Below are 25,346 nucleotides of genomic sequence, written 5' to 3' on the forward strand. Positions count from 1 at the left end.
ATTCATTGACAAAGAAATCAAGAGATAAAGAGGGTCAGGGACAGGGAGATTTTACATTCTCCCTGCCTGATTGATGATGGTATCCAATACCTATTTACTTACTTGTTAATTTGCCAACCTGTTATTTTTTATTTGATTAAATCCTTTTCCAATGCTTCCAGTGATTTGCCTTTCGTTTCGGGCAACGCACGAAAGAAGAACAGGTAGCCGACAGCACAAATGGCTGCATAAATCCAGAATGTACCGCTGCTTCCCAATAAATCATTCAGTAACGGGAAAGTATATGTCAGCGTGAAACTACCTACCCACAAAGCAAACGTACAGGTTGCCATCGCAACGGCACGCACCCGGTTAGGGAAGATTTCGGCAAGCAATACCCAAGTGATAGGCCCTAGAGACATCGCATAGCAAGCGATAGCCAAAACGACGAGTACCACCATAAAGAATCCGCTTACTTCGAAGAAATAGCAAGTGCCAAGAATGAGATAAATGCCTGACAGCCCTCCGGCTCCCAACAGCATCAAGACGCGACGTCCCAAACGTTCAACTGTATAGATAGCCACAAAAGTAAAGATTACATTCGCCACACCTGTCACTACAATATTAAAGAGAACATCTCCCAACGAATATCCTGCAGACTGGAATATCTCCTGCGCATAATTAAAGATAACATTCGTACCGCACCATTGCTGGAACACCGCCACAATAATGCCAAGAACAAGTACTTTGCGGAACGGGCGACTGAATAATAACCGCAATCCTCCTTCCGACTTCGAAGAACCGGTTTCTTCCACCAGACGAAGTTCCTGTTCGGCATAATCGTCACCGCCTATTTTACTAAGCACATTCCATGCTTTCTCTTCTTTTCCTTTCATCGCCAGCCAGCGGGGACTTTCGGGGATGAAGCATGCCAACAACAAGAATATCGCCGCAGGAAAGGCAGCCGCCCAGAACATCCATCGCCATCCCATCTGCCCGTTCCATGAAGCACAAATATCCACAGGAGAAAACTCTGTAGGAATAGGTTCTGCAATCAGCCAGTTAGTGATTTGAGCGCCCAGGATACCGAGTACAATCGTCAATTGATTCAGCGAAACGAGTTTTCCCCTAATTGACGTAGGAGCTACTTCGGCAATATACATGGGAGAAAGTCCCGAAGCGATTCCGATTCCGATACCGCCCATGAAACGGGCTGCCAAAAACCAACTAAATACGGAAAACGCTCCGGTAGCATAAGCTGAAGACAAGAATATGAAAGCAGAAATTATCAGGAGAGGCTTACGTCCATAACGGTCTGCCATCATGCCTGACACCATAGCGCCAATCAAACAACCGAGCAAAGCCACGCTCATGGCAAGTCCCTGCATGGCGGGTACATCGGCAATATCGAAATAGAGTTCGTAGAAAGGCTTCGCTCCCCCTATCACCACCCAGTCGTAGCCGAAGAGAAGTCCGCCCATCGCAGAGACTAAACATATAAAATAGACAAACTTTTTATTATAACTTTTCATATCATAAGAAGATTAATTAACACCCGACATTCCTTTGTTTCTAGTCCAATCCCCTATAAATGGACGTCGCTTTTGTTTCTATTACTTCACCTTCATTCTTTAGTATCAGGCTTCTGATATCATTCTCACCAAGCACCGTCCGGGGAGCAAAACTTTCTGAATTCATATATGTAACCAGACTGTAAAGCATCTGTTGTATTTCAGGCTTGTCACTTCCCTCGGAAAGAATATCCATAGCACTCACTATCAGTTTGCCCTTTCCACATCTGGTTTCAAAGACAGACACCAGCTTTCTGTTATTCGTAAAATTATCAACAGATTCCACAATCGGCTCAACCGGTGGCAACGAATCGGCAACGAGCACCTTCGATCTTTTCACCAAATTCCACCATTGCCAGTTACTATGCATTTCCGTAGGGAAGTGTCGCAAAGCTGCATGCCGAGGATTGCACAGAAGTCCCATTGTTCCTGCCTGCTTTGGAAAATGAACAGGACTCCAGAAGACGGGAAGAAATTTCCCTTCCAATCCTTTCAGATAATTTACTTTGGGAGAAAGCAATACTTTTCTTCCTTGATTTAATGCTGCCAGAGCTTCTTCTACATTCTGCGTCAGCAGGACATCTCCGACATTCAATGACTCGATATGAGGATATACCCAAACCGACCATGTATTTTTCCATTGAGTGCCTTCGATGGATACTGTGAAATACAACCTTGAAGCTTTACGCACACTTTTAAGTTCAGCACGAATGTCCCCGCATTGTGTCACGTTTCCTTTGGATATACTTTCAACATCCAGTCTGCCGTTTGAAATTTGCGTCCCTGCTTCATCGACCAACTGCCACAATATCCGTTTATTGTCGATAGCCGTATCCGAATAATTGGCAACTTCAATAGATGCAGCGAATGTCTCATCTCCCGAATAAGTGGCTTTGGCGAAACGAGCCAGCGGAACAACCGGCGCACAGAACTGCCTGAAAACAGATGGTTCAATCAGCCCTTTTGAATCCCAGAAAGCATCTAAAAGTCCGACCAATGCAGTTCCCTGCCCCGGGAAGTCATGCAAATCCAACAACTGAAAACCACTGAACTTTTTAGTCTTCATCGCTCTTTCTATCTCTTCCTTGTATAACAAGACCGCCAATTTTCCCGATGCTTCCAAAAAGTCTCCCGCTTTCGAATATAATCCTTTCCTCTGCAAATCCTGTTTAACAGCCTTAAAATTCAGAGGTTCCAATACTCCCGTGTATTTTTCTATTTCTTTCAGATCCGGAAACACCGCATACTGCCCAATCTCGTGAGAGATAAGAGGCACATTCATATCCTGCATGGCAGCACTGTAATCTTTATAGAAACAAGGCGGCTCTTGGTCGAAAATACCTTGTCCCCTCACCCAGCCTTTATCCGTCCATTGCGTAACAAAGAAGTCATCTTCCGGCTCCGGTTTCGCTCCATGTCCTTTTTCAAAAGTAAAAGTAGAAGTTGTGTATAAGCGCCTGCTATCTCGCCCTTTCATGTATCTGACCATGTCATTCAGCAGTTTAAAGTCATACTGAAGCTCATTACCGACACTCATCATACAAAATGACGGATGATTTCCATAGGTTTCGATAATCCGGTCAAATTCGTCATAAAGAAACTTGGTCATAGCCTCATCCTTGCCGATAGTATAAGACCAGTTCGGTAGTTCCACCTGCAAATAGAAGCCTAACTTGTCCGCAACACTAAATGCCGCTTCCGGCGGACACCAGGAGTGAAATCTCAAATGGTTCAGTCCCCACTCCTTAGCCGTAGTAAAGACTTTCATCCAACCTTCTTCAGTCATCGGCGGAGTGCCCGTCAGAGGAAAAATGCAACATTCCAATGTTCCGCGCAGGAAAATTCGATTGCCGTTGATTGTCAGGATACCTTGACCGTTATCTATCTCACGCATCCCGAAAGAAACATCTTTCCGTTCGGTTTTCTTCCTGTCAAAACGGCAAACAACAGACAAGTTATATAACTCAGGAGTAAACTCATTCCATTTCTTTATATCCATACCCAACTGACAGTCATATTCAAGCTTCTGCCTGCCTCCTTTCAGTGTAACCTGAAATTCTTTTTCTTCAAATTTCTGTCCAACAGTGGGTTGCCCGACCTGCAAAGTAAGTTTCACTTTCTCCGGTTTGTGTCCGCTATTCTCCAAGGCAACAGCCACGCGTATCTTCCCGTTCCTGACATCAGGATAAACATTCACATGCTCAATACTGATTTTCTGCCGGGTGGTCAGTTTCATTTTACCCAACACTCCATTCCACATAATCTGAGTGTCATTGGTATAGGCATGCGCCAAGTCGTTCGCAGAAATATCATATCGCTTTCGATTGTCAATACGCAAAGTTATCATATGTTTACCTGCCGGCAGACCTTTCGGTAAGACAAACCGGTGGGGAGCAATCAAGCTTTCCTGCGCACCCGCCACTTCTTCTCCGTCAATCCACAGGCGGCTCTGCCACAGAACCCTTTCGAAAGAGAACTCCAACGGTTGTCCCGCCATACTTTTGGGAATATCAATCTCACGGTTATACCAGGCAACTCCTACATAAGAGTTCTTACGAGTCAGACGAAGCAACTGCGGTTTTTCCAGCTTGGGGACAAGCTGGTTGGGATTCCCCTTTTGAGCCAAGTCCGTAGTTCCGGGCAGGCTTATACTCTCAGAGAAGGATTTCAGATACCATTCTTCTTTTTCTCCCACATTCATACTATCTAAAGCCAATCCCCAGTTTCCACTCAAGTCCAACAAACTTTGGGCAGTAGAAATACTGGAAATTCCTAATAATACTATAAACAAGAAAGATTTCATATTATAACTTTTCATACCATTAGAAGATTGATTAATTAATATTGCAAAGATAGGAGTGGTTGAGTAGACAAAAAATAGAATTTCATTTTATAAAGATGGACAATCTTATTTTTAATGTATTATTTGACAGATAACATACATTGTTATATATTTGCGCAGAACAGTCGAATCAAATACTATGAGATTATGGTAAAGTTGAAAGATGGATTTACCGGGGAAAGAGCTTTAGTGCTTCCCCGCATTATCGTTGACAAAATGGAAGAAGATCCTCTTACTTCCATGCTACACATCACCGACATCGGATATTATCCGAAAGCCAAACATCATTTTCGGGAACGGAAAGAGCCCATTAACCAATATGTATTTATCTATTGTATAGACGGAGCCGGATGGTACCGCATCGGCGAACAGGAATATACGGTATCCGCCAACCAATATTTTATTCTCCCTGCGGGAGTTCCTCATGCCTATGCTTCCGACAAATCGTGTCCATGGACTATTTACTGGATACACTTCAAAGGTATCCTTGCACCGTTTTATGCACAGGAAGCCGGCAGACCGATGGATATCCAGCCCGAACTACATTCGCGTATCAGTACCCGGATTAACCTGTTCGAAGAAATATTTAACACACTGAAGAATGGATATAGCAATGAAAACTTGCGCTATGCATTCTCCATGTTCCACTTCTACCTGGGAACATTACGATATATACAGCAATACCGCAACGCCGCAAACAATGATTCGCAGGAAGACGAAAATGTAAGCGAACTGGCGATTCATTATATGAAAGAAAACATGGAGAAACATCTCACCTTGCAGGATATAGCCGACCAAATCGGGTATTCCCCTTCCCATTTCTCCATGTTGTTCAAAAAGAAAACGGGGCATAGCCCACTGACTTACTTCAATCTATTAAAGATACAACAAGCCTGTCTGCTGCTCGACACAACAGACATGAAAATTAACCAGATATGCTATAAGATAGGTATAGAAGACACTTATTACTTCTCCCGCCTATTCAGCAAAATCATGGGACTGTCGCCACGGGAATACCGCAAGTCGAAAAAAGGGTAATATACTTTTCGGAAAGAATTGAAAAAAGAAAGCTGTGTCAACGGAATCTTTTCAAAACCGGACACAGCTTTTTTATTTAATAATGCTCTCTATATAACAGGATTATTTCTTTTCAACAGTCAGAATGAACTGGCGCAAATAGACTTGTTGCTCTTCATTGCTGATATTAGTAAACCGGACAAACTTGACAGGAGTTTTTTGCAGACTTGCACTCAGGCGGGCATCCTTCTGTGCTAATTCTATTGCTTTCCATTCCTTGCCATTTGCGGAAACTTCAAGACGTCCCCATGTGCAGGGTTCTTTTTTACCAAAGTTAATGTCGATATTTTCTCCGGGATAAACATTATCCAGTTCTATTTCCACAGTATTTCCCGCTGCCCATCTCACCACTTCATTGGACGGCGAGATAAGTATCCGGCTAGCTTTAACCTGCAATGGCAGATTCTTTATCTGTTCCACATTGCTAACTAACTTATGGGGCATGTAATTTGTGGTAGCATCCAGTTGGCTTCCAGTCTTTTGATTATAGCGGTTCACAGCCGTTACAAACAGTTCATCAATCAACGGTTTGATAATCTTTGAAGCAACCTTCACTCCCGGCTGATAAGGATTCTGATTGTAGTTCTGATCGGTATGGAACATTTGCTGCTGCAAAGACTTGACATGATTATATTTACGTAAAAAATAAGGTTGTGAATCTTGTTGTTGGGCTACCACCAGCTTCAAGACTTCTTCACCTAGTTCTCCCATCAGCTTGAACTGATATAGCCAGGGAGTAATTTCTTTAATAAGCGGTTCGTTCTCCGTATTTGTCAGCAGAATATCGCTCGCTTCTTCCATGCGTTCAAACGTATTCTGCAAAGTTTCAAAATCGGCCTTTTCATAACTGCCGTCTTTGACATAACCCTTGAGGAAACGTTCTACAGCCGGTTGGATATCCATAGATTCTTCCCGACGGTAACCGTGTCCGTTAGGGCCCAGGTCGGAATTGTGCATGGCAAAACATTCCAGTTCGGCAGCCGCTCCGGGCAGGATGTTACGGATAGCGTCTTTCCATGTTTTCCACGTATCGTATTTAGTCGGATTCCATGCGTAACTTGCTACACTGAAAATGGCAATCTTCGATGCTTCCGCATGTTCCATCGGATTGGTGACAAATCCCGCCATCTCGTTGGCTATTGAAGTATCATTGCCGTAAACTTGTCCGAGCAACAAATGATCGCGTACATAATCGGACACAGGGAAGTTCCACCAAATATAGGCCGGGCGCTTGATACGTTCGTTAATCCAGTTGATGCCGTCACGGGTAATATCCGAAACAACACGGTCGCCTGTCCACATTATTTGGATGGAAGGATTCAGTTTCTCACCAAGCGTAGTGAGATAATTGCCTTTCGGGTTAGACCAGCTTTTGTTATATTCCGTAGGACACATGATAAGGGGAGTCACGTCCGACTTTACTTTCACGAAATTATCATCAATATAGTTCAGTAGTTCCGCTTGTTTCTGAGGATTCGTCCCTTCGCCCGAAATGTCATCAAAGAATACGGCAAACGAACGTACACCAAGCTGATACATCTTCTCAAATTTAGCAAGCAGCAAATCCCGGTCTTCCTGGTTCCATTTGATGTCCTGTCCCGGATGGATAGCCCATACAAAATCGACTTCGTTCTCGCCGGCTACTTTTACCAGTTCCCGCAACTGCACAGCTTCCTTTTCAGGATAAGGCAGACGCCAGTTGGGGGCACTATGATACGGATCGTCTTTCGGGCCGTATATATAAGTATTCATCTTATTCTCTCCATAAAACTTCAATTGGCGAAGACGTGCCTGATGACTCCAGGGAGTTCCATAGAATCCTTCTACTACACCACGGTTACGGATGGAAGGATAATCCTTTATTTCTATTTCTGCCAGTTTTCCATTTTTCAATAGTCGGGCAAAAGTCTGCAAGGCATAGTAGGTGCCCCGCTCGTCATTTCCTGCCAGGACAATTTCTTTATCATTGATGGCAAGATAGTATCCTTCATCGTGTTTGGGAATCAGATGTTTGTATTTACGCACACTCTTATCGTCTTTTTCGCCGATATAAATACGAAGCCCATTCTTGCCGCTCTGTTTGTCCGAAAGTAATTCTTGCAGGGCTTTTACCGCATGAGGATTAGCTTCTTCTTCACCGGTCAGCAGATAGGTGGAAGGTAAGTCTATATTCTTATCCTGAACAGTAAATTGTTGGGGAACAGGTTGTAAATTAATATTTTGTGAGAATACGGTTGTAACGCACAGAAGACAAGCTCCTAAAAAATAAATCTTGTTGTTCTTCATAAGTAGTCATATATGGGGGTTAGTTATTAGTGTTTGAACAATCACACAAAGAAATGCAAATTAATCAAAAATTGCAAGTTTATCGAATATAGATGTTACTTTTTATTCTGTGCAACGCGATTATCGGGTATGTGTGTTTTCACTACAATCCCATTCCCGTTTTTCGTACACTTGACGCATCCTTTACGCAAGGTCTTTTCCTTCATATCGAAGATAAGGTTCGGGTTGAAGTGCTGTCCGTTGATACGGGTTTCGAAGTGTAGATGCTCCGTCGTGGCACGGCCGGTACGTCCCGTCAGTCCGACAGGCTGTCCGGCTTTTACGGTATCGCCGCTTTGGACGAGGTTCTTGAAGTTATGGCTGTAAAGAGTTTCCAGTCCGTTGGGGTGGCGTATGACAACCAGGTTTCCATACGCATAATAGGGTTTGGACATACGCACTATGCCGTCGAAAGCAGCACGAATCGTATCTTTCGCGCAAGTCTTGATATCTGCGCCCGAATGTCCCCCACGAGTTCCGTAGGCAGAGATTACTTTACCTCCGGGCAATGGAAAGGCATATTCATGTTCCTGCAAAGAATCCAGATGCAAGTAAAGATGATTGCTTTTAGCAAATAATCCGGGAGTAGCCACCCGGACATCTTTTATCTCCCTGGCAGAAAAAGGAGATTTATTCTGCGCGTTGATGATAACAGGCAATAATAAAACTGTAAGTGAAATAAGTATGTTCTTCATGTATTTTTTCTTTTTGCAGCTCAGGCAGAGCTGATTATTCGAAGAATAAAAGTTCACCGCCATCCGATTCCGCATAGTCCCTCAACAAGGACTGAATCATTTCAGCAGCTTCCTTCAAACCTTCTTTTCCATTGTAACCGTTGACGATAGCAAGAATATGAGTCGTTCCGATATCCATCTTCGTACGTTCATGGTCGCTTGTAGGCGTTCCGATGCCGCCAAAAGAATCACGATAGACGGGCAGTCCTTCGATATTCAAGATTCCGCGTCCGATACCTTCGAAAGGTTCTTCCGCTTTGCCGATACCAAGTTCGAGATGCGTGCCTTGTATCTTATCGGCATCGAAACCGCCGATAGAGTGTCCTGTGCGGAGAGACACCAGATTGATAAGGTCTACCAACGTATCAATCTGATATAAAGGAATTCCACGCATCAGGCGGCGGCGCAAAGCCTCTGCCGACGGGCGGTAACGTCCCGGGTCTTTCCCGCAACGCTTGTAGGCTTCGCGGGTGGCCGCAATCACCGGCTGACGTTTAATGTCTTCCATTTGTGTGGTGGTAGTCAGTTGTCCGGTGAAAGCATTGATTTCCTTCCAAAGACCTTCGCAGTAAGCGGTGTTCTTCACTGCCGCATATACGGCTGCTCCGGCAAAAACCGGGCAGGCATTCTTTATTTCCTGAGATACTTTTATTTCAAACATAACTTGTCATAAACTAATTACCGGCGTCAAAAGAACAAGGGTTGCAGACATCGAATCTTACTTTCTAATCATGATTCCCGACAATATGCGACCGGAATTAATACCCAGCCTGCGTGCCGAAAAGAATTCATCATGATGAATATAGGTGCAAATACCCGCCACTTCAATCTGCCCGGCAGGAACTCCCGCATCAAGCAGTTCAATCCGGTTGGCTTCCCACAAGTCGATATGATATTTGCCTGTCTCCTTCTTTTTAATAGAGATGGCAGACATATCGAAGCCGTTTTCTTCAAAGATTTCATAAACCTCATTGCCCACTTCAAAGGATTCAAGCGAAATGCTCGGACCGATGCAGGCTACCAAATCTTCACCCCGCGTATCGAAATTCCGTTTCATAAGCCGCATCACATAGCTGACAATACGCTTCACTGTCCCTTTCCATCCGGCATGGACGGCGGCTACCACCCGGTGCTTTCTGTCGTACAGCAGTACAGGCACGCAATCCGCAGTCGTGACACAGATACAGAATCCGGGCACATCGGTAATCAATGCGTCCATTCCTGCCAAAAGAGCCCGTCTCGTTTCCAACGAATTATTCCTTAGAAAAGATTCATCGATTATCAGACTATCGCAACCATGTATCTGTTCCGGAATAAACAATTCCCTAATCTGATGTTCCATATGTTGGAATAGCACAAACTGATTGTGATTGACGTTCATACACGAGTCATTCGTATAAGGCGAGCAATTGAACGAGGCATACGTCCCTCCACTGATACCGCCATGACGTGTAGTGACGAAATGAGCTACTTCGGGGTACGCTTTCAGCAGCTCATACCCCATCAGCACCTTGTCTTTAGTGAGTGAAATCATTTATCTTCCCAATCTTCTTCTTCGTATTCATAGTCGAAATCATCGTCATCACTGTCAACATCGTCGTCATATTCATAGTCGATGTCTTCATCTTCGCCCATGTCCTTGAGTTCCTGTTGCAGGCGGGTCACGTCCTTCGGACGGTGAACGATTGCTTCTATCTTGTTACTTTCCTTGTTCAGCTCCGCCCACAGGATATCTTTCAACTCGGAGATTCCCAAACCGGAAACAGAAGATATGAATATATGAGGTATGCCTTCCGGCAATGTAGGTTCAATCTCGTCCATCAATTCCTGGTCGAGCATATCGCTCTTGGTGATAGCCAGCACACGTTGTTTGTCCAGCATTTCAGGATTGAAGGTACGCAGTTCGTTCAGCAGGATATCGTATTCTTTACGAATATCGTCGCTGTCTGCCGGAACCATGAACAGCAGTAATGAGTTACGTTCGATATGACGCAGGAAACGCAGTCCCAAGCCTTTACCCTGGCTGGCTCCCTCAATAATTCCCGGTATATCCGCCATCACGAAAGATTTTCCGCCGTGATAGGAAACGATACCTAAATTCGGTTCTAGAGTAGTAAACGGATAATCGGCTATTTTCGGTTTTGCCGCCGAAATGGAAGAAAGCAATGTAGACTTTCCCGCATTTGGGAAACCTACCAGGCCGACATCGGCAAGCAGCTTCAACTCCATGATAACGGTCATTTCCTGCATCGGTTCTCCCGGCTGTGCAAAACGCGGAGCCTGACGGGTTGCCGTTTTGAAATGGCTGTTACCCTGACCGCCGCGACCGCCTTTGAGCAAGATCACTTCCTGTCCGTCTTCCGTCACATCACAAAGATACTCTCCGGTTTCGGCATTATAGACCACCGTTCCGCAGGGTACTTCTATTATTTTATCCGCGCCGTCTTTTCCGAAGCTGCGTCCTTTACTTCCCGATTCGCCATGGCCTGCCATTGCGTGACGGTCATACTTCAGGTGAAGCAATGTCCAGTAGTTACGGTTACCGCGCAGGATGATATGACCTCCTCTTCCGCCATCGCCCCCGTCGGGCCCTCCGTTAGGACAATATTTCTCGCGCCTCATGTGCGTAGAGCCTCTTCCGCCCTTACCCGAGCGACAGTATATCTTTACGTAATCAACAAAATTCGATTCAGCCATATTCTTTTAGTAAGTTAAAATGGTCAGTAGCCAAAGCAAGATACCCCGGCCACTGGCCTATCTGTTTATTATTACAATTTGTCTACTGCTTCGCAGATTTCTGCAAAGATACCTTCCATAGTACCCAAACCGTTGATGTGCTGGTATTTCTCTTCGTTCTTGTACCAGTCAATCAGCGGGGCAGTCTGTGAATGATATACATGCAGACGTTTTTTAATAGTCTCTTCGTTGTCATCCGCACGGCCAGAGTCTTTGCCACGTTTGATAAGACGCACCATCAGTTCTTCTTCAGGAACATCGAGGTCTACCATAACAGAAACATCCTGTCCTCTTTCAGCCAACATTTTCTTTAATGCTTCCGCCTGTGCAATTGTTCTCGGGAAACCGTCGAAAATTACACCTTTGCTATCTTTGAAGCTATCGAATACGCTTGCCAGAATATCAATCATCAGTTCGTCAGGAATCAATTGACCTTGGTCGATGTATCCTTTAGCAGTTTTACCCAGTTCTGTGCCGTTCTTGATTTCTGCACGCAATACATCTCCTGTCGAGATGTGGTTGATTCCATACTTTTCTACAATACGTTCGCTCTGTGTTCCTTTTCCTGAACCCGGAGCACCGAAAATTACAATATTCAACATCTTTTTTACCTAAAAATTAATTTGTATTTGAATTTAATCTACTACTGTATAAATGTCGGGATAATTACGTCCGAAGCCGTCATAGTCCAGTCCGTAACCTACGATAAAGTCATTCGGAATCTCCATCGCTACATATTCAATATTCAAGGCTACTTTTAGTTTTTCCGGTTTCACCAACAGGGAAGCGATATGGATTTCGGCGGGATTGCGTGTTCCCAATGTATCCAACAGGCGTTGCATAGTCAGTCCCGTATCCACAATATCTTCTACAATGACAACCGTACGTCCGGCAATGTCCTCATTCAGGCCGATTACTTCCTTAATCACTCCGGTGGAAGTGACTCCCTGATAAGAAGCTAATTTCACAAATGATATTTCACAAGGGATTGTGATGTGCTTCAGCAAATCGGCAGTGAACATAAACGAACCGTTCAACACACTAAGGAAAAGCGGATTCTTACCTGCTAAATCGCGGTTAATTTCGTTCGCTACACGAATCACTTCTTTCTGAATATCTTGTTCCTTGATAGAAACGGTAAACTGCTTGTCTTTTATCTGAATGGTATTCATAACCGGTAATTTTAAAAAAGTTGTCGCAAAAATACAATTTTTTATTCTACCCCGTGCATCATCTTCTGTAATTTCTTCGAAAGAAGGAACAGAATCAGTGAAGCGACACCCGACATTACGACGAATACCATGAAGAAGTCATACATTGTTGCAATCTGATAACCCAGGATTGTTTTCACCTTTCCATCTTCGGGATAAAGCCCGCTCAACATACCTGCAAACTTGTTGGCTGTGGCGGTAGAGAGGTACCAAATTCCCATCATCAGGGATGCGAAACGCAACGGACTCAATTTGTTAACCATAGAAAGTCCGATAGGTGACAGGGCGATTTCACCCATCGTATGAATAAAGTAAAGCCCGGTCAGCCAAATCATGCTTACTTTTACTCCGGGAACGACATCTTTCACTCCAAAGCAAATGAAAAGGTATCCCAAAGAGAGCAGTAAAAGACCGATGGCTTGTTTGGTCGGAGAAGCCGGTTCCATCTTTCGTTTGCTCAGGAAGCTCCATACGCCCGGCATGATATAAGCCAATACAACCACGAATAGCGGATTGAAAGACTGGAACCAGGAAGCCGGCATTTCCCAACCGAGAATATCGCGGTTGGTTTGCTCAGACGCAAAAAGTGTCAAGGATGCTCCTGCCTGTTCGTAGGCCGCCCAAAAGAATATGACGAAAAAGGCTACGATATAGATTACGAAGATACGGCTGCGTTCTATCTTAGTCAACGAGCCGTCCAACAGGATGAGTACCGGGAATACGATACAAGCCGTGAAGATACCTACACTAATCCAGTCACCGCTAAAGATGTAGCCGAAGAATGACAGCAGGACGGCAGTTAATATCGTTATTATGACGGCGTTGCGGACTTTAGTCCGTGTGTCCATTTTCGGGTGGGAGATGTGACCGGCTTTATCTTCTTTCTTTTCACGCTTGGCGTCGGGGATAATGCCGATAGGTTCTCCGGACGGTGAGAAAAGGTATTTGTTCTTTTGAGTTTCGAAAAGTACGACGGTAAACAGTGTCATGATTCCGGCTGCAAGGAATCCCCATTTAAAATCGTGAGGATCTCCCGTATCTCCCAAATAACCGCAAATCAACGGAGCGGCGAAAGAACCGACATTCACTCCCATATAGAAGATGGTATATGCCGCATCCAACCGCTTGTCTCCCGGCTCATAGAGTTGTCCCACCAAAGAGGAAACGGTAGGCTTGAAACAGCCGTTGCCCAAAATCAGAAATCCGAGTCCGCCGTACATCAGCCAATGCGCCAGTCCGGTATTATTCAGTGTGGAAGCACTCATAAACATAAGGAACTGCCCCACTGCCATCATCATCGCTCCCCAGAAAACGGAACGACGGATACCCCAGTATTTATCGGCAATGTATCCGCCAATCAAGGGGGTCAGATAAACTAATCCGGTATAGCTACCGTAGATAGATGCCGCAGCTTCCTTGTCAAACAATAATGCCTGCGTCAGGAAAAGAATAAAGATGGCACGCATTCCGTAATAACTGAAACGTTCTGCCGTGCTGGTCGCGAAAATCAGATAAAGGCCTTTCGGATGCCCTTTCAATGCACTCATGGATTTATGTGTTTTAGTAGTTTATGAGGCGCAAAGGTAGGAAAAATAGAGAACATGCCAAAAGTCTGTAGTGATGACTTTTGACAGGTTTGTAGATTTAAAAATCTTCGTTAATTATAATGAAAGAGTTAATTACAATCAGTATCCCAATAGAGGCTTTACTGATTCCAACCTTTACCTGGAATAAAGGTACAATATTGAATTTCGACTCCCATAATGCCACCGGATGTACTGGAAATATTTCTAACTACATAAATGCCTGTATAACGTTCCTCTTGTACGCCATTATAGTTATATATATATTTGATAATATATGCATACCCTGGTTTACATGCTACTTTATTTGCCCATCCACTTTCTGCAATCTTATTCGTATCGATAGAACCTAAACCATTTTTTTCACCGAGAAAATGACGTGGAACCGAACTTTATCACAACTTGAGACTCTGGAATGCCCTACTAAACAATAAAGTTAAGCCCACGTCAAGAAACGCAGGCGTTATAACTCTCCATCCTTGTTCAGTAGTGAATTTTCCAGATTCCAAGTTGCAAGAATAAAAGCTAACGCTTTTTATAAATATGTCTTTTTAATTGCTTCTTTTTAATTTACCATAGGCTATTACCTTTAGATTGTTCACCACAAAAATATAAAGAGTAAGTATTGATTGCAAATATTCGACTACTTTATTAAAGTACAAGAGAAAGAAAGCAAAAAACAACCCATGTACCGGCTCGTTTTATAATTCACAGAATGAATATCAAGAGAAAAGAATGAACTACGAAAAGACTAGTAGAAGATAGGGAATAATAATATTTCAGGCGCAAATACTCCTACATATCCACCTCATTAAATTTTCAACAACGTAAATAATCAAGTGGAGTTCCACCTTAAATGTAAACTAGTCGTCACTTTAGCCAAAAGTAAATTCGACATTTTCGATACTGGCAAAGAGCATTCCTTCCCTTTTTCTCAGAAAAACTTTGCTTTCTCTAGCCAGCCAACCGATAGCAAGAGCTACGTCTTCAAAGGTCAAACCTAACTCACGGCACAAATCGAACATCGAAAGTTCACCTTTTTCATTTAAGATGCGCCATACTTTTCCAGCATTCAAACCAATTCTAGTCTTTTCCATAATGCAAACTTTTAAAGATTAAACAATCTATTATTTATGATTTAATCATTGTGAGCATAGGAAAATAATGTTATTCGCATTACCTACTTACAAAGATAACATTTTTCTCGAAAAATACAAATAATCAAAAGCTTACGTCGCAAAAATTTGTCCATTTTTATAGGGGTAAGAAATAAAACGATGTGTAGATGAACTTGTTCAAACCAGTACTGAAGTAAATAGAATGATATACTTGACTTGCTCAAGTCTCCTACATCTTTTCATTGAGTTTAGTACTTGTTCCACTCAAGTCTACTACTAAATAGTAAAAGAACAAAACGCTTTCAGCTTTCAGTTCTTCAAAAAAGCCCCTTTTCATCGAAGGTTTTGCCTGAAAGCAAACCTGAATGCAAAAGTGTATAATTTTAGTTCCTCTTTTGATGCTATATCTACTTGTAACAAAGGTTCTGTTTTAGCGAAACGGAGCTTGCATTTCATTAAAACAGAGCCTCTGTTTCACCAAGATAGAGGCTCTGTTCGGTTCAGCCCACGTCCCGATAAGTTTCAGCCGACAGGTAAGCAACCCTGAGTCCACGTGCCATCCACTTTTACCCGCGTGATGAATCTATATCCCCCGCTTGTTGAACATATAGAACCAACGCGGTGAGTATATATACCTACTACGCTGAATATATAGATACACCATCTAACTTGAAAAACAGAAAGCACTGAAACCGGATTATAGCATGACTATTCAAATAGTTCCTTCCCGATAGAAGAATTTAACCTTTCCATCCTCTCATTAATCAAATAAAAGAAGTATATTTGCTTAATTATTAAACTGTAAGCAATATGACTATCATCGCCAATCCCATTTACGACGCCGTCTTCAAATTCCTGATGGAAGACAAGAAAGTCGCCAAGATATTTCTTTCCGCATTGCTCAAAAAGGATATCATAGACCTTGAAATGCGCCGCCACGAGTATACTTCCATGGAACATACGCGCATCTCACTCTTTCGTATAGACTTCTCAGCAAAGATTCGTGAAAACGACGGTTCGGAACACCTTGTCCTCATCGAACTGCAAAAGACCTGGCTCATCACTGAAACCTTGCGCTTCCGCCAGTACCTGGGCACACAGTATCTCAACAAGGAGAACATTATCGAAGAAAAGAACGAGCATGGACAAAGACGAACCTACGGTTTGCCCATCATCTCTATCTACATTCTGGGACATCCCTTGGGTGACCTTACCGAGCCAGTTGTTTATGTACGTCGCCGCTATCTGGATTATGACGACAATCTTCTTCCTTCTCCCGATCCCTTCATAGAGAGTCTGACTCATGACAGCATCATCGTACAGATTCCTTTTCTCACCGGTCGAACCCGTAACCGCCTCGAACGTTTGTTGAGTGTATTCGATCAGGAATATCGGCAGGCTGATAGCGAACACTATCTGGAAATTAACGATGAGCATCTTGATGATGAAGTGAAGTGTGTTGTTCATCGCCTGCTGAAGGCTGCCGCCGCACCCGACGTGCGTCGTGCCATGGAGATAGAAGACGAGATTCTTTCTGAAATTGAGGACAGGGATACAACAATTATGATGAAGAATAAGGAAATTGAGCAGAAAGAGCAGGAAATTGAGCAGAAAGAGCAGGTGATCGAGCAGAAAGAACAGGTGATTGAGCAGAGCAAGCAGGTGATCGAGCAGAAAGAACAGGTGATTCGTTCAATGGTCAAGATGCTCTGCAACAATGGGACATCGGTTGAAGAGATATCCAAACAATTGTCAATACCAGTGGAGCAAATCAAACAATACATCGATTAATATATTATTCTCCTCTGATAAAGATACAAACGATATAAAAATAGGGGCAAGCTACTCTTGCAAACAAGAGTAGCTTGCCCCTATTTTTCCTATTATCGTAGTAACACTATTCTACTTTTCTCATTGTTTGAGTTGATAATTCACATAGCAGAATTAGCTCAAAAGCATAACGGACATGAACTAAGTATTGATTTGTCTAGTCTACCAATAGATAAATAATAACTTATCAGCAATATCCCATGCCCTATCCAACCATGATTAACAAGTTTTCTTCCCACAACAAACGGGAAAAGTCAGAAGAATCATGTACATTTGTAGTTCGAAAACTAAAAGAACATTGTAATGAAAATATTTCCAAGTAGCAGTATCAAGAAATTGGACGCTTATACCATTGAGCACGAACCGATTGCATCAATCGACCTGATGGAACGTGCGGCAACAGTACTAACCAAAGCTATCACGGACAGATGGGGGACGGAAACACCCGTCACTATCTTTGCCGGGCCGGGGAATAATGGCGGAGACGCCCTTGCCGTAGCCCGCATGATGGCTGAAAAAGGATATAAAACGGAAGTATATCTCTTTAATACAAAAGGAAATCTTTCACCCGACTGTCAGACAAATAAAGAATTGGTGGAAATGATGGAAGAAGTTACATTCCATGAAATCAGTACACAGTTTGTACCGCCCGTTCTGACACCCGACCATTTAGTGATTGACGGGTTATTCGGTTCGGGACTGAACAAGCCGTTAAGCGGTGGGTTCGCAGCCGTGGTGAAATATATTAATGCTTCTCCTGCCATGGTAGTAGCCATCGACATTCCTTCCGGGCTGATGGGAGAAGAAAATACATTCAATGTAAAAAGCAATATTATCCGTGCAGACGTTACTTTCAGCCTGCAACTGCCGAAACTTGCTTTCCTTTTTGCAGAAAATACTGAATTCGTAGGCGAATGGGAATTATTGGACATTCAGTTGAGCGAAGAGGGAATCGAAGAGACGGAAACAAACTACGAAATGTTGGAGATTGAAGAAATCCGTTCGCTTATCAAGCCCCGCAAGCAATTCGCCCATAAAGGGAATTTCGGTCACGCGTTGCTAATAGCCGGTTCGAAAGGGATGGCGGGTGCATCCGTATTGGCTGCCCGTGCTTGTCTGCGCTCCGGTGTAGGATTGCTCACCGTGCACGCTCCGATATGCAACAACGACATTCTGCAAACTTCCGCACCCGAAGCAATGGTAGAGACAGACGCTAGTGAGAACTACTTTGCCGTACCTACCGACACTGACGATTATCAAGCGGTCGGCATCGGCCCGGGACTGGGACGGAATGAAGAAACGGAAGCTGCCCTTATCGAGCAATTGGAACATTGCCAAACTCCCGTTGTACTGGATGCCGACGCACTGAACATTCTTGCCAACCACCGCCACACACTTACACACCTGCCGAAAGGCTCTATCCTCACTCCTCATCCGAAGGAGTTGGAACGCCTGACCGGCAAATGCCAGGATTCTTACGAACGTCTGATGAAAGCCTGCGAACTGGCTCGTGCAGCACATGTCCACATTATACTGAAAGGTGCTTACTCTGCCATAATCACTCCTGAAGGCAAATGTTACTTTAACCCGACAGGAAACCCGGGAATGGCAACCGGTGGCAGCGGCGATGTTCTGACCGGGGTTATCCTTGCCTTACTGGCACAAGGCTATCCCACCGAAGAAGCTGCTAAAATTGGTACTTATATCCACGGACTAGCCGGAGATATTGCCCAAAAGAAGCAAGGAATGATCGGACTGATAGCAAGTGATATTATCACCTGCCTGCCCACAGCCTGGCGACTTGTAAGCGAATAAAAGTTAAGAACTTACAGTTTTTTCAATAACTTCATTAACTTTGTTTTCAAAACCAGTTAAAAGAGAACCGAATATGAAAAAGTTGATTATAGCAGCGGGCCTACTTATGGCAACTTCCGCTTATGCACAAACCGAAGTACTGACAGGCGTCACCCGTGGAAAGGACTATGGAGTCGTATACAGCCTTCCCAAAACTCAAATAGAACTAGAGATAAAAGCCAATAAAGTCAACTATACTCCGGGTGAATTCAGCAAATACGCAGACCGCTATCTGCGATTGAACAATGTATCCGCTGATCCTGAAACGTACTGGGAACTGACCAGTGTAAAAGTGAAATCGGTAGGAGTACCGAACAGCGAAGCTACTTACTTCGTAAAGTTGAAGGATAAAACAGTAGCTCCTCTCATGGAACTGACCGAAGACGGCATAGTGAAATCTATCAACGTGCCTTACAGCCAAAACAACTCCACGAAGAAAAGTTCCCCGACCGCTCCCGCTCTCCAGAAGAGCGCGAATCCCCGCGACTTTCTGACCGAGGAAATACTGATGGCAAGCTCTACCGCCAAGATGGCGGAATTGGTTGCCAAAGAAATCTACAATATCCGTGAAAGCAAAAATGCCTTATTACGCGGACAGGCAGACAATATGCCGTCGGACGGCGCACAGCTTAAAATCATGCTTGACAATCTGAATGTGCAGGAAGATGCCATGACCAAAATGTTCTCCGGCATACAGGACAAGGAAGAAAAGACATTCACCGTTCGTCTCACTCCTGACAAGGAGTTTAATAATGAAGTGGCTTTCCGCTTCTCCAAGAAGCTGGGTGTAGTTGCCAACAATGACTTAGCGGGAACTCCGTTCTATATCAGCCTGAAAGACTTGAAGACTGTCAAGATGCCACAAGAGGACGGAAAGAAAAAGAAAGATCTGGACGGGATTGCTTACAACGTACCGGGACAAGCAATGGTTACCCTGACTGATGGGAAGAAGAAGCTATATGAAGGGGAACTTCCTGTCACTCAATTCGGTATAATTGAATATCTGGCTCCGGTATTGTTTAATAAGAACTCTACCATCAAAGTGTATTTCGACCCGAATACAGGCGGATTGCTTAAAGTGGACAGAGAAGAAGGCAAATAAAGAACCTTTAAAAAGCAAAGAATATGGGCGGTGAAGGACATATGCTCGACATGATACGCCGGTTAAGCGAAGGGCGGGAAGCATCCCGCCTACGGCGCGAACGCACCAGTGAGAAGTTGAAGCATATGAACCAGGCCAACGATCATTACTCACTGCCCGACACTACCCCGGAAGAAATGGGACGCATCATCAAAGACTCCGAAAAGAAAAAGGAGAAAGACAGTAACTATTTCGTATGGGGAACACTTATCATCATGGGTGCACTGATTGCAACTGCCGTAATATTGTGGGCTGTATTCATCAAATAAATGATATTTTTTTTGCAGACAGAATAATAAATTTCTTTTTAGACAGAAGAACATAAGAACAAAAAATGAAACAGTAGTAGTTTAATGACCGGCAGAAATAATTTTCCAAGCGCAGTTTTTATGTTCTTTTGTTCTTATGTCTAAATTAAATTTCCATTCATAAGACTGGCGTCATCAATTTTATAAATCCATCTTTCTGCATCTGAAAAAGATAAGCAGATATACGCGACTCGTAGCCCGCTTCATTCTGAAAATGGTCTGCGAGTTTTTCTATAATCTCACGAACCGTACGCTTCCCGTCTATCAGTTCCCATACAGCCGTACCGTGTTCTTCCAAATGCACATAATGATCTTTCGACATTCCTTTCGGCACAAGGAAACGTTGCATCCACGGATACTTGAAACGGGGAAAGGAGAGCACAATAATCTCCCCTTCCCGTTCTGCTGTAATATGTTCACTGCGACAGGGAATAACCTCAAGCAGGTTTATTTTCTCTTTGGCAGCCATCGTTTTTATTACTTCTGAATATTTGCTTCTTCCAAACCATAGCCTTTCTTCTTGTTTTCTGCTTTCAGCATCAAAGCAACAATCAAAGCCAATACACCAAAGAGAGCAAAAATACTCATGGGCAGCGTATAATCATAGGTTTGTGCGCCGTCTATCACCGGGCCTTTGCAGTAAGAGTTCAACACCCATCCGATCAACAAAGGTACACCCATCAATCCCCAGTTCTGTACCCAAAAGATCAGAGCGTAAGCCGTACCCAACTGTTTTTCCGGGATAATCTTCGGAACAGAAGGCCACATAGCCGAAGGCACTAGCGAGAAGGCAAAACCCAGGATAATCATAATAATGGTAGCAAACCACCATATATTCAAAATAGGCAAAGCAAACATCGTATGCACGAAAATCAACATGACAGAACCAATCACCATCAACGTAGCTCCCTTACCGATACGGTCGTACAGCGAACCGAACAACGGAGTCAATATAATAGCGCCAATCGGCAACAGTCCGGGGATTGTTCCCGCCAACTTCGGATCTACATTATATTTCTGCACCATCAAATCCGCCGCATACTTGATAAACGGAAATACTGCCGAATAGAACAATACGCACAATAACGCAATCAGCCAAAATCCCTTATTCGTGATAATATAGACAATATCCTTCATACGGAACGGTTCTTCAGGCTCCAGACCCTCTGCATCCAAAGACGCATCCAGCTTCTTGTCATAGAAAGTATAAATGAAGAAAGCAATCGTACCTACACACAACATAATCAGACAAAACAGAATCGGAGCAGGAATATTGGTATGGAACGCACCACTCTCGTCCGTATATCCGAAGAAGTCTGCCAAAGGTACTGTCATCACCATTGCCAGGGTTGTTCCGATACGTGCCGTAGCCATTTCAAGTCCCATGGCCAACGCCATTTCCTTGCCTTTGAACCACTTCACAATAATCTTGGAAACAGTGATACCCGCAATCTCCACACCAACTCCGAAAATAGCATATCCCAATGCCGCCAAAGTAACCTGCATCTTGAATCCGAAAAGCATAGCTCCTTCCGGGAATGTAGTCGAAACCGCATAATATTTTAATCCGCAGCCCAGTACCATCAACAGACAAGCTCCCATTCCGGTGAAACGGACACCCATCTTATCCAAAATGATACCACCCAAAATAAGCATCACCAGGAATACATTAAACCAACCATAAGCACTTGTGAAGAAACCGTAATCAAGGCTGTCCCATAATAATTCTTTCTCGAGCATGGGCTTTAGCGGAGACATTACGTCGGTGAGGAAATAGCCGCATAACATAGTAAACGCGACCAATGCAAGAACACTCCAGCGTAGCAGAGCGGAGTCATTCAACTTCTTTTTCAATTGTTCTGTCATTGTTATATTTAAAAAGTAATTAATAATCTTATACAGCCAACAAAGGTAGTTAAATCTTGTTTGTTTTCATCACAAAGAGATTGTTTTTACAAGAAAAAGTTAAATGCGGATTACACTGAGTACGCGGAACATTGAAAATCCGTGTAATCTGCGCAATCCGCACTTAAATATCAGAGAAGTAAGGCATCAGCCCATCTTCCCTTAAATGGTTTTACCCAAATAGTCTTACAGTATCCGGAGCGATTTACTCTGCTGCAGGAGCAGGAGTTTCAGCAGCCGGTGCCGGAGTTTCTGTAGCAGGCGCGTTAGTAGCAGGAGCTTCAGATTGAGGCGCAGCCGTACCTGCGGGTAAGTTATACGGGTTAGTTTGTTGTTCTTTCTGTGCTTGTTCCAACACTGCGTCTGTAGCAACAGCCGAACGGGGAACAACATAAGCGGTAGCAATACTCATTACAACCATGAAGATAGCCAGACCCCACGTTGCTTTCTCCAGAAAATCTGTAGTTTTGCGTACGCCCATAATAGCGTTGGATGAAGAAAAACCGGAAGCAAGACCGCCCCCTTTTGAGTTCTGAATCAACACGATGAAGCACATCAACAAGGCTGCAATCACCATTAAGATAACGAATAATAAGTACATCTTTAGTTATTTTGAATTAGCGTTAATAATCAATTTCTCCAAAAATCTGATTTGGTCTGCAAAGTAAGCATTTTTTTTTGGATATTTCAAGCTTAATTTTTTAATTATTTCAAGAGCTTTTGAATATCGTTGCTGTTTAACATAGATTTTTGCCAAAGTTTCTGTAAAACAGCTGTCATCATCCTCTTCTTCCGCGCTTGTTTCGGCCGAAGGAGTAGCGGATGCTTCCGCTTCTTCCCGAAGAGGTTTCATGTAGAGAGGAGAGTCGCTTTCGCTCTTTTCGATGAAGTCGTCAATCAGTTCAAAGCCTTTCAACTTGGGCGTTTCCTCTCCCGCTTCGTCCGTAGCGGGAGTCTCTTCGAGCAGATAAGAAGTATAGTCCATCGAGTAGTCAAATCCGGTCTGCGCAGTCACCTCTTCGGGAGCTGTGGATAGGAAAGCATCAATCAATGCCAATGTGCGGTCTACGGATGGTTCGTCTTTCAGCACTTCCGTCAACGCCACTCCCTTTTTCCGGGACTGAAGGTCGAAACGGCTGCCTTCGATCAATTGGAACAACTTCCGCCGGTCGGCAATGTAAAGGACGGCTTTCCGCAGTTCCCCGCCGAAATTAATATCATGGAGAATATACAGGTTTTTGAGATACAACAGGCGGAGCGACTGGAAATACGGATATCTCGCAAGAAGATTGCGCAGTTCGTACAAAGTATCCCTGTTCAGCGTTTCAGGATGCTGAATCCATTGTTGAAAGTTAGCGGAAATCATTTATATTACCAGTTTGCTACGGTTGCATTGAATATTTGGTCGGTTATCTCTTTAGACATTTCGGCAATCAACCCATCCTGCACGGCTGTCAGCAACTGACTGGAGTCGTAGGTACGGAAAGCGGAGAATTGTTGTTCGAAGTCTTCGGCATGATTTGTGTTGTTGACAAAGCGTACATTGACTGTTATGGTCAACTTCGTTTCCGAAGAATAACCATCGGCGGATACTGCCTGGTTGTACTGATTGTATCCCGTGATTTCTCCGTCAATCTGCAAGTCCGCATTCTGATTCGGTTTCAGCAATTGCAGGCGGGTCTGACGGATAAATATATCTTTCAGGTCTTCATTGAACTTCGTCGCCAACGGAGCATATACGTACTCCGACTTAATCGGGAAGTCGGCAATGGAGATTGTCTTCACCTTATCATAGTTGATGGATGAACCGTTAAACTTATAGGAAACAGTGCACGCTATGACCACTACCGGCAAAACGACCAGTAACAGAGGGCGTGTTATCTTCTTAATCCAAATCATATTCTTTTATTTTTCTATAAAGCGTACGCTCTGATATATTCAAATCTTTTGCCGCACTCTTCCGTTTTCCATGATGTCTCTCAAGTGCCTTGCGTATCATTTCTTTTTCTACTTCATCTAAAGACAGCGGAGTTTCTTCTACATACTCTTCCGTATCCTGTATATCGTCATCGTCCCTGCGAACAGCCGGTTGAGGTTGTTGCACGGTATGAATGATGGCAGGTACGGAAGGTTGATGGGTTGTCGTCACCACCGGAGTGGCAACCACCGCTCCTACCTGACTTACCTGTCCGGCACGTTCAGCCATCAGGTTGTGTACCATCTTCTTCAGTTCGGCCACTTCCTGACGCATATCGAACAGGACGGAGTAAAGGATTTCCCGTTCGCTTTCAAAACCTTTACTTTCACGCGTTCCCATCAATGCCGGAAGGCGTTGCATATTTTGTGTCGGAAGATAGGTCTGCAAGATAGCAGCGTTAATCTCCCTGTTCGTTTCGATAATCGAAATCTGTTCCGTGATATTCTTCAACTGGCGTACATTGCCCGGCCATGAATAAGCCAGCAACTCCTTCTTCGCATCCTCCGTCAACTGGATAGCCGGCATCCGGTATTTCTCTGCAAAGTCCGCCGCAAACTTTCGGAATAGCAGAAGCACATCTTCTCCCCGCTCACGCAAAGGCGGTATCTGAATAGGCACGGTGTTCAACCGATAATATAAATCCTCACGGAAACGCCCCTCTGAAATAGCCTGTACAAGATTGACATTGGTAGCTGCCACAATACGCACATCCGTCTTTTGTACCCTTGACGAACCTACTTTCAAAAACTCACCGCTCTCCAGTACACGAAGCAAACGCGCTTGGGTAGGCATCGGCAACTCCCCTACTTCATCGAGGAAAATAGTACCGCCGTCGGCTTCACCGAAATATCCTTTCCGTTCGCCGATAGCACCGGTAAACGCGCCTTTCTCATGCCCGAACAGTTCGGAATCAATCGTACCTTCAGGGATAGCTCCGCAGTTGACAGCAATATACTGTCCGTGCTTCCTCCGGCTATATTGATGAATGATCTGTGGAAAACTCTCCTTTCCGACACCGCTCTCTCCGGTAATCAACACGGACAAATCGGTAGGAGCTACCTGAATAGCAACATCGATGGCACGTGACAATGCTTCGGTATTACCAATAATACCGAAACGCTGTTTCACTTGTTGTATCTCCGCTCTTGTCATCA

At 44.0% G+C, this 25,346-nt stretch carries 22 protein-coding genes; 5 read left to right on the plus strand and 17 right to left on the minus strand.

All coding sequences use genetic code 11. The features are described from left to right. Positions 1-128: 128 nt before the first annotated feature. Together AB5443_RS17625 and AB5443_RS17630 are read right to left on the minus strand one after the other, a co-directional pair. On the minus strand, positions 129-1,511 hold the full coding sequence (locus AB5443_RS17625; RefSeq protein ID WP_277132433.1) for a sugar porter family MFS transporter: 1,383 nt from the start codon (positions 1,509-1,511) through the stop codon (positions 129-131). A gap of 40 nt (positions 1,512-1,551) precedes the next feature. Then, entirely contained in the window at positions 1,552-4,368 is a 2,817-nt protein-coding gene (locus AB5443_RS17630) for a sugar-binding domain-containing protein (protein WP_277132435.1), read from the minus strand. Positions 4,369-4,539: 171 nt separating this feature from the next. Here AB5443_RS17630 and AB5443_RS17635 point away from each other — a divergent pair, with 171 nt between their 5' ends. After that, positions 4,540-5,430 carry an AraC family transcriptional regulator gene (locus tag AB5443_RS17635; protein ID WP_277132437.1) on the plus strand — a complete coding sequence of 297 codons (891 nt, stop codon included), beginning with the start codon at positions 4,540-4,542 and terminating at the stop codon, positions 5,428-5,430. Positions 5,431-5,532: 102 nt separating this feature from the next. Here the strand turns inward: AB5443_RS17635 and AB5443_RS17640 are convergent, their stop codons facing one another. The 9 genes from AB5443_RS17640 to AB5443_RS17680 form a co-directional block, all read right to left on the minus strand. Beyond that, on the minus strand, positions 5,533-7,755 hold the full coding sequence (locus tag AB5443_RS17640; RefSeq protein WP_277132439.1) for a beta-N-acetylglucosaminidase: 2,223 nt from the start codon (positions 7,753-7,755) through the stop codon (positions 5,533-5,535). A gap of 95 nt (positions 7,756-7,850) precedes the next feature. After that, the gene (locus AB5443_RS17645) at positions 7,851-8,489 is read right to left on the minus strand and encodes a M23 family metallopeptidase (RefSeq protein ID WP_277132441.1); all 639 of its coding nucleotides are present in this window, start codon (positions 8,487-8,489) and stop codon (positions 7,851-7,853) included. Positions 8,490-8,523: 34 nt separating this feature from the next. After that, positions 8,524-9,189 (minus strand): B3/4 domain-containing protein, encoded by a 666-nt coding sequence (locus AB5443_RS17650; protein ID WP_044654796.1) that lies wholly within the window; start codon positions 9,187-9,189, stop codon positions 8,524-8,526. 57 nt (positions 9,190-9,246) lie between these two features. Further along, positions 9,247-10,062, minus strand: coding sequence for a peptidoglycan editing factor PgeF (gene pgeF, locus AB5443_RS17655; RefSeq protein ID WP_195663686.1), 816 nt, complete (start codon positions 10,060-10,062; stop codon positions 9,247-9,249). Continuing rightward, positions 10,059-11,225: a GTPase ObgE gene (obgE, locus tag AB5443_RS17660; RefSeq protein WP_022137252.1), complete on the minus strand. Its 1,167-nt coding sequence runs from the start codon at positions 11,223-11,225 to the stop codon at positions 10,059-10,061. Before obgE ends, pgeF begins: the two co-directional genes overlap by 4 nt. 71 nt (positions 11,226-11,296) lie before the next feature. Further along, positions 11,297-11,866: an adenylate kinase gene (locus AB5443_RS17665; RefSeq protein ID WP_044655680.1), complete on the minus strand. Its 570-nt coding sequence runs from the start codon at positions 11,864-11,866 to the stop codon at positions 11,297-11,299. Positions 11,867-11,899: 33 nt separating this feature from the next. Beyond that, on the minus strand, positions 11,900-12,436 hold the full coding sequence (hpt, locus tag AB5443_RS17670) for a hypoxanthine phosphoribosyltransferase (RefSeq protein ID WP_277132445.1): 537 nt from the start codon (positions 12,434-12,436) through the stop codon (positions 11,900-11,902). A 41-nt stretch (positions 12,437-12,477) separates the two neighbouring features. Beyond that, positions 12,478-14,022 carry a peptide MFS transporter gene (locus tag AB5443_RS17675; protein ID WP_277132447.1) on the minus strand — a complete coding sequence of 515 codons (1,545 nt, stop codon included), beginning with the start codon at positions 14,020-14,022 and terminating at the stop codon, positions 12,478-12,480. A 911-nt stretch (positions 14,023-14,933) separates the two neighbouring features. Then, positions 14,934-15,158 carry a winged helix-turn-helix domain-containing protein gene (locus tag AB5443_RS17680; protein ID WP_085959208.1) on the minus strand — a complete coding sequence of 75 codons (225 nt, stop codon included), beginning with the start codon at positions 15,156-15,158 and terminating at the stop codon, positions 14,934-14,936. A gap of 828 nt (positions 15,159-15,986) precedes the next feature. Here AB5443_RS17680 and AB5443_RS17685 point away from each other — a divergent pair. The 4 genes from AB5443_RS17685 (at position 15,987) to AB5443_RS17700 (ending at position 20,270) form a co-directional block, all read left to right on the plus strand. After that, on the plus strand, positions 15,987-16,967 hold the full coding sequence (locus AB5443_RS17685) for a hypothetical protein (protein WP_277132449.1): 981 nt from the start codon (positions 15,987-15,989) through the stop codon (positions 16,965-16,967). Between the two features lie 342 nt (positions 16,968-17,309). Beyond that, on the plus strand, positions 17,310-18,821 hold the full coding sequence (locus AB5443_RS17690) for a bifunctional ADP-dependent NAD(P)H-hydrate dehydratase/NAD(P)H-hydrate epimerase (RefSeq protein WP_044654907.1): 1,512 nt from the start codon (positions 17,310-17,312) through the stop codon (positions 18,819-18,821). Positions 18,822-18,894: 73 nt separating this feature from the next. Beyond that, positions 18,895-19,962: a DUF4831 family protein gene (locus AB5443_RS17695; RefSeq protein WP_044654908.1), complete on the plus strand. Its 1,068-nt coding sequence runs from the start codon at positions 18,895-18,897 to the stop codon at positions 19,960-19,962. Between the two features lie 23 nt (positions 19,963-19,985). Continuing rightward, positions 19,986-20,270 carry a hypothetical protein gene (locus AB5443_RS17700; protein WP_073347864.1) on the plus strand — a complete coding sequence of 95 codons (285 nt, stop codon included), beginning with the start codon at positions 19,986-19,988 and terminating at the stop codon, positions 20,268-20,270. Between the two features lie 157 nt (positions 20,271-20,427). On the opposite strand, the gene AB5443_RS17705 is transcribed toward AB5443_RS17700, so the two are convergent. From AB5443_RS17705 to AB5443_RS17730, 6 genes are all read right to left on the minus strand, one after another. Continuing rightward, a complete protein-coding gene (locus AB5443_RS17705) occupies positions 20,428-20,778 on the minus strand; it encodes a PqqD family protein (protein ID WP_277132453.1) in 351 nt (116 codons plus the stop codon). An 8-nt stretch (positions 20,779-20,786) separates the two neighbouring features. Then, positions 20,787-22,175: an MFS transporter gene (locus AB5443_RS17710; RefSeq protein WP_044656264.1), complete on the minus strand. Its 1,389-nt coding sequence runs from the start codon at positions 22,173-22,175 to the stop codon at positions 20,787-20,789. 244 nt (positions 22,176-22,419) lie between these two features. Beyond that, entirely contained in the window at positions 22,420-22,815 is a 396-nt protein-coding gene (gene secG / locus AB5443_RS17715; RefSeq protein WP_044656265.1) for a preprotein translocase subunit SecG, read from the minus strand. Positions 22,816-22,821: 6 nt separating this feature from the next. After that, entirely contained in the window at positions 22,822-23,580 is a 759-nt protein-coding gene (locus AB5443_RS17720) for a tetratricopeptide repeat protein (RefSeq protein WP_277132457.1), read from the minus strand. A 5-nt stretch (positions 23,581-23,585) separates the two neighbouring features. Then, a complete protein-coding gene (gene lptE, locus AB5443_RS17725; protein WP_044656267.1) occupies positions 23,586-24,113 on the minus strand; it encodes an LptE family protein in 528 nt (175 codons plus the stop codon). Next, entirely contained in the window at positions 24,100-25,344 is a 1,245-nt protein-coding gene (locus AB5443_RS17730) for a sigma-54-dependent Fis family transcriptional regulator (protein WP_195408383.1), read from the minus strand. The genes lptE and AB5443_RS17730 overlap by 14 nt, the downstream gene beginning before the upstream one ends. Positions 25,345-25,346: the final 2 nt, after the last annotated feature.

This window comes from Bacteroides sp. RTP21281st1_H5_RTP21281_210402 (genome assembly GCF_040918965.1).
Lineage (GTDB): Bacteria > Bacteroidota > Bacteroidia > Bacteroidales > Bacteroidaceae > Bacteroides > Bacteroides congonensis.

What these genes read in the sequence shown, in the direction of transcription:
- AB5443_RS17665 (WP_044655680.1), bottom strand. Translation starts at nt 11,866, where the DNA reads ATGTTGAATATTGTAATTTTCGGTGCTCCGGGTTCAGGAAAAGGAACA.
- AB5443_RS17685 (WP_277132449.1), top strand. Translation starts at nt 15,987, where the DNA reads ATGACTATCATCGCCAATCCCATTTACGACGCCGTCTTCAAATTCCTG.
- AB5443_RS17635 (WP_277132437.1), top strand. Translation starts at nt 4,540, where the DNA reads ATGGTAAAGTTGAAAGATGGATTTACCGGGGAAAGAGCTTTAGTGCTT.
- AB5443_RS17720 (WP_277132457.1), bottom strand. Translation starts at nt 23,580, where the DNA reads ATGATTTCCGCTAACTTTCAACAATGGATTCAGCATCCTGAAACGCTG.
- secG (WP_044656265.1), bottom strand. Translation starts at nt 22,815, where the DNA reads ATGTACTTATTATTCGTTATCTTAATGGTGATTGCAGCCTTGTTGATG.
- AB5443_RS17700 (WP_073347864.1), top strand. Translation starts at nt 19,986, where the DNA reads ATGGGCGGTGAAGGACATATGCTCGACATGATACGCCGGTTAAGCGAA.
- hpt (WP_277132445.1), bottom strand. Translation starts at nt 12,436, where the DNA reads ATGAATACCATTCAGATAAAAGACAAGCAGTTTACCGTTTCTATCAAG.
- pgeF (WP_195663686.1), bottom strand. Translation starts at nt 10,062, where the DNA reads ATGATTTCACTCACTAAAGACAAGGTGCTGATGGGGTATGAGCTGCTG.
- lptE (WP_044656267.1), bottom strand. Translation starts at nt 24,113, where the DNA reads ATGATTTGGATTAAGAAGATAACACGCCCTCTGTTACTGGTCGTTTTG.
- obgE (WP_022137252.1), bottom strand. Translation starts at nt 11,225, where the DNA reads ATGGCTGAATCGAATTTTGTTGATTACGTAAAGATATACTGTCGCTCG.
- AB5443_RS17730 (WP_195408383.1), bottom strand. Translation starts at nt 25,344, where the DNA reads ATGACAAGAGCGGAGATACAACAAGTGAAACAGCGTTTCGGTATTATT.
- AB5443_RS17640 (WP_277132439.1), bottom strand. Translation starts at nt 7,755, where the DNA reads ATGAAGAACAACAAGATTTATTTTTTAGGAGCTTGTCTTCTGTGCGTT.
- AB5443_RS17625 (WP_277132433.1), bottom strand. Translation starts at nt 1,511, where the DNA reads ATGAAAAGTTATAATAAAAAGTTTGTCTATTTTATATGTTTAGTCTCT.
- AB5443_RS17675 (WP_277132447.1), bottom strand. Translation starts at nt 14,022, where the DNA reads ATGAGTGCATTGAAAGGGCATCCGAAAGGCCTTTATCTGATTTTCGCG.
- AB5443_RS17650 (WP_044654796.1), bottom strand. Translation starts at nt 9,189, where the DNA reads ATGTTTGAAATAAAAGTATCTCAGGAAATAAAGAATGCCTGCCCGGTT.
- AB5443_RS17690 (WP_044654907.1), top strand. Translation starts at nt 17,310, where the DNA reads ATGAAAATATTTCCAAGTAGCAGTATCAAGAAATTGGACGCTTATACC.
- AB5443_RS17695 (WP_044654908.1), top strand. Translation starts at nt 18,895, where the DNA reads ATGAAAAAGTTGATTATAGCAGCGGGCCTACTTATGGCAACTTCCGCT.
- AB5443_RS17710 (WP_044656264.1), bottom strand. Translation starts at nt 22,175, where the DNA reads ATGACAGAACAATTGAAAAAGAAGTTGAATGACTCCGCTCTGCTACGC.
- AB5443_RS17630 (WP_277132435.1), bottom strand. Translation starts at nt 4,368, where the DNA reads ATGAAAAGTTATAATATGAAATCTTTCTTGTTTATAGTATTATTAGGA.
- AB5443_RS17645 (WP_277132441.1), bottom strand. Translation starts at nt 8,489, where the DNA reads ATGAAGAACATACTTATTTCACTTACAGTTTTATTATTGCCTGTTATC.
- AB5443_RS17705 (WP_277132453.1), bottom strand. Translation starts at nt 20,778, where the DNA reads ATGGCTGCCAAAGAGAAAATAAACCTGCTTGAGGTTATTCCCTGTCGC.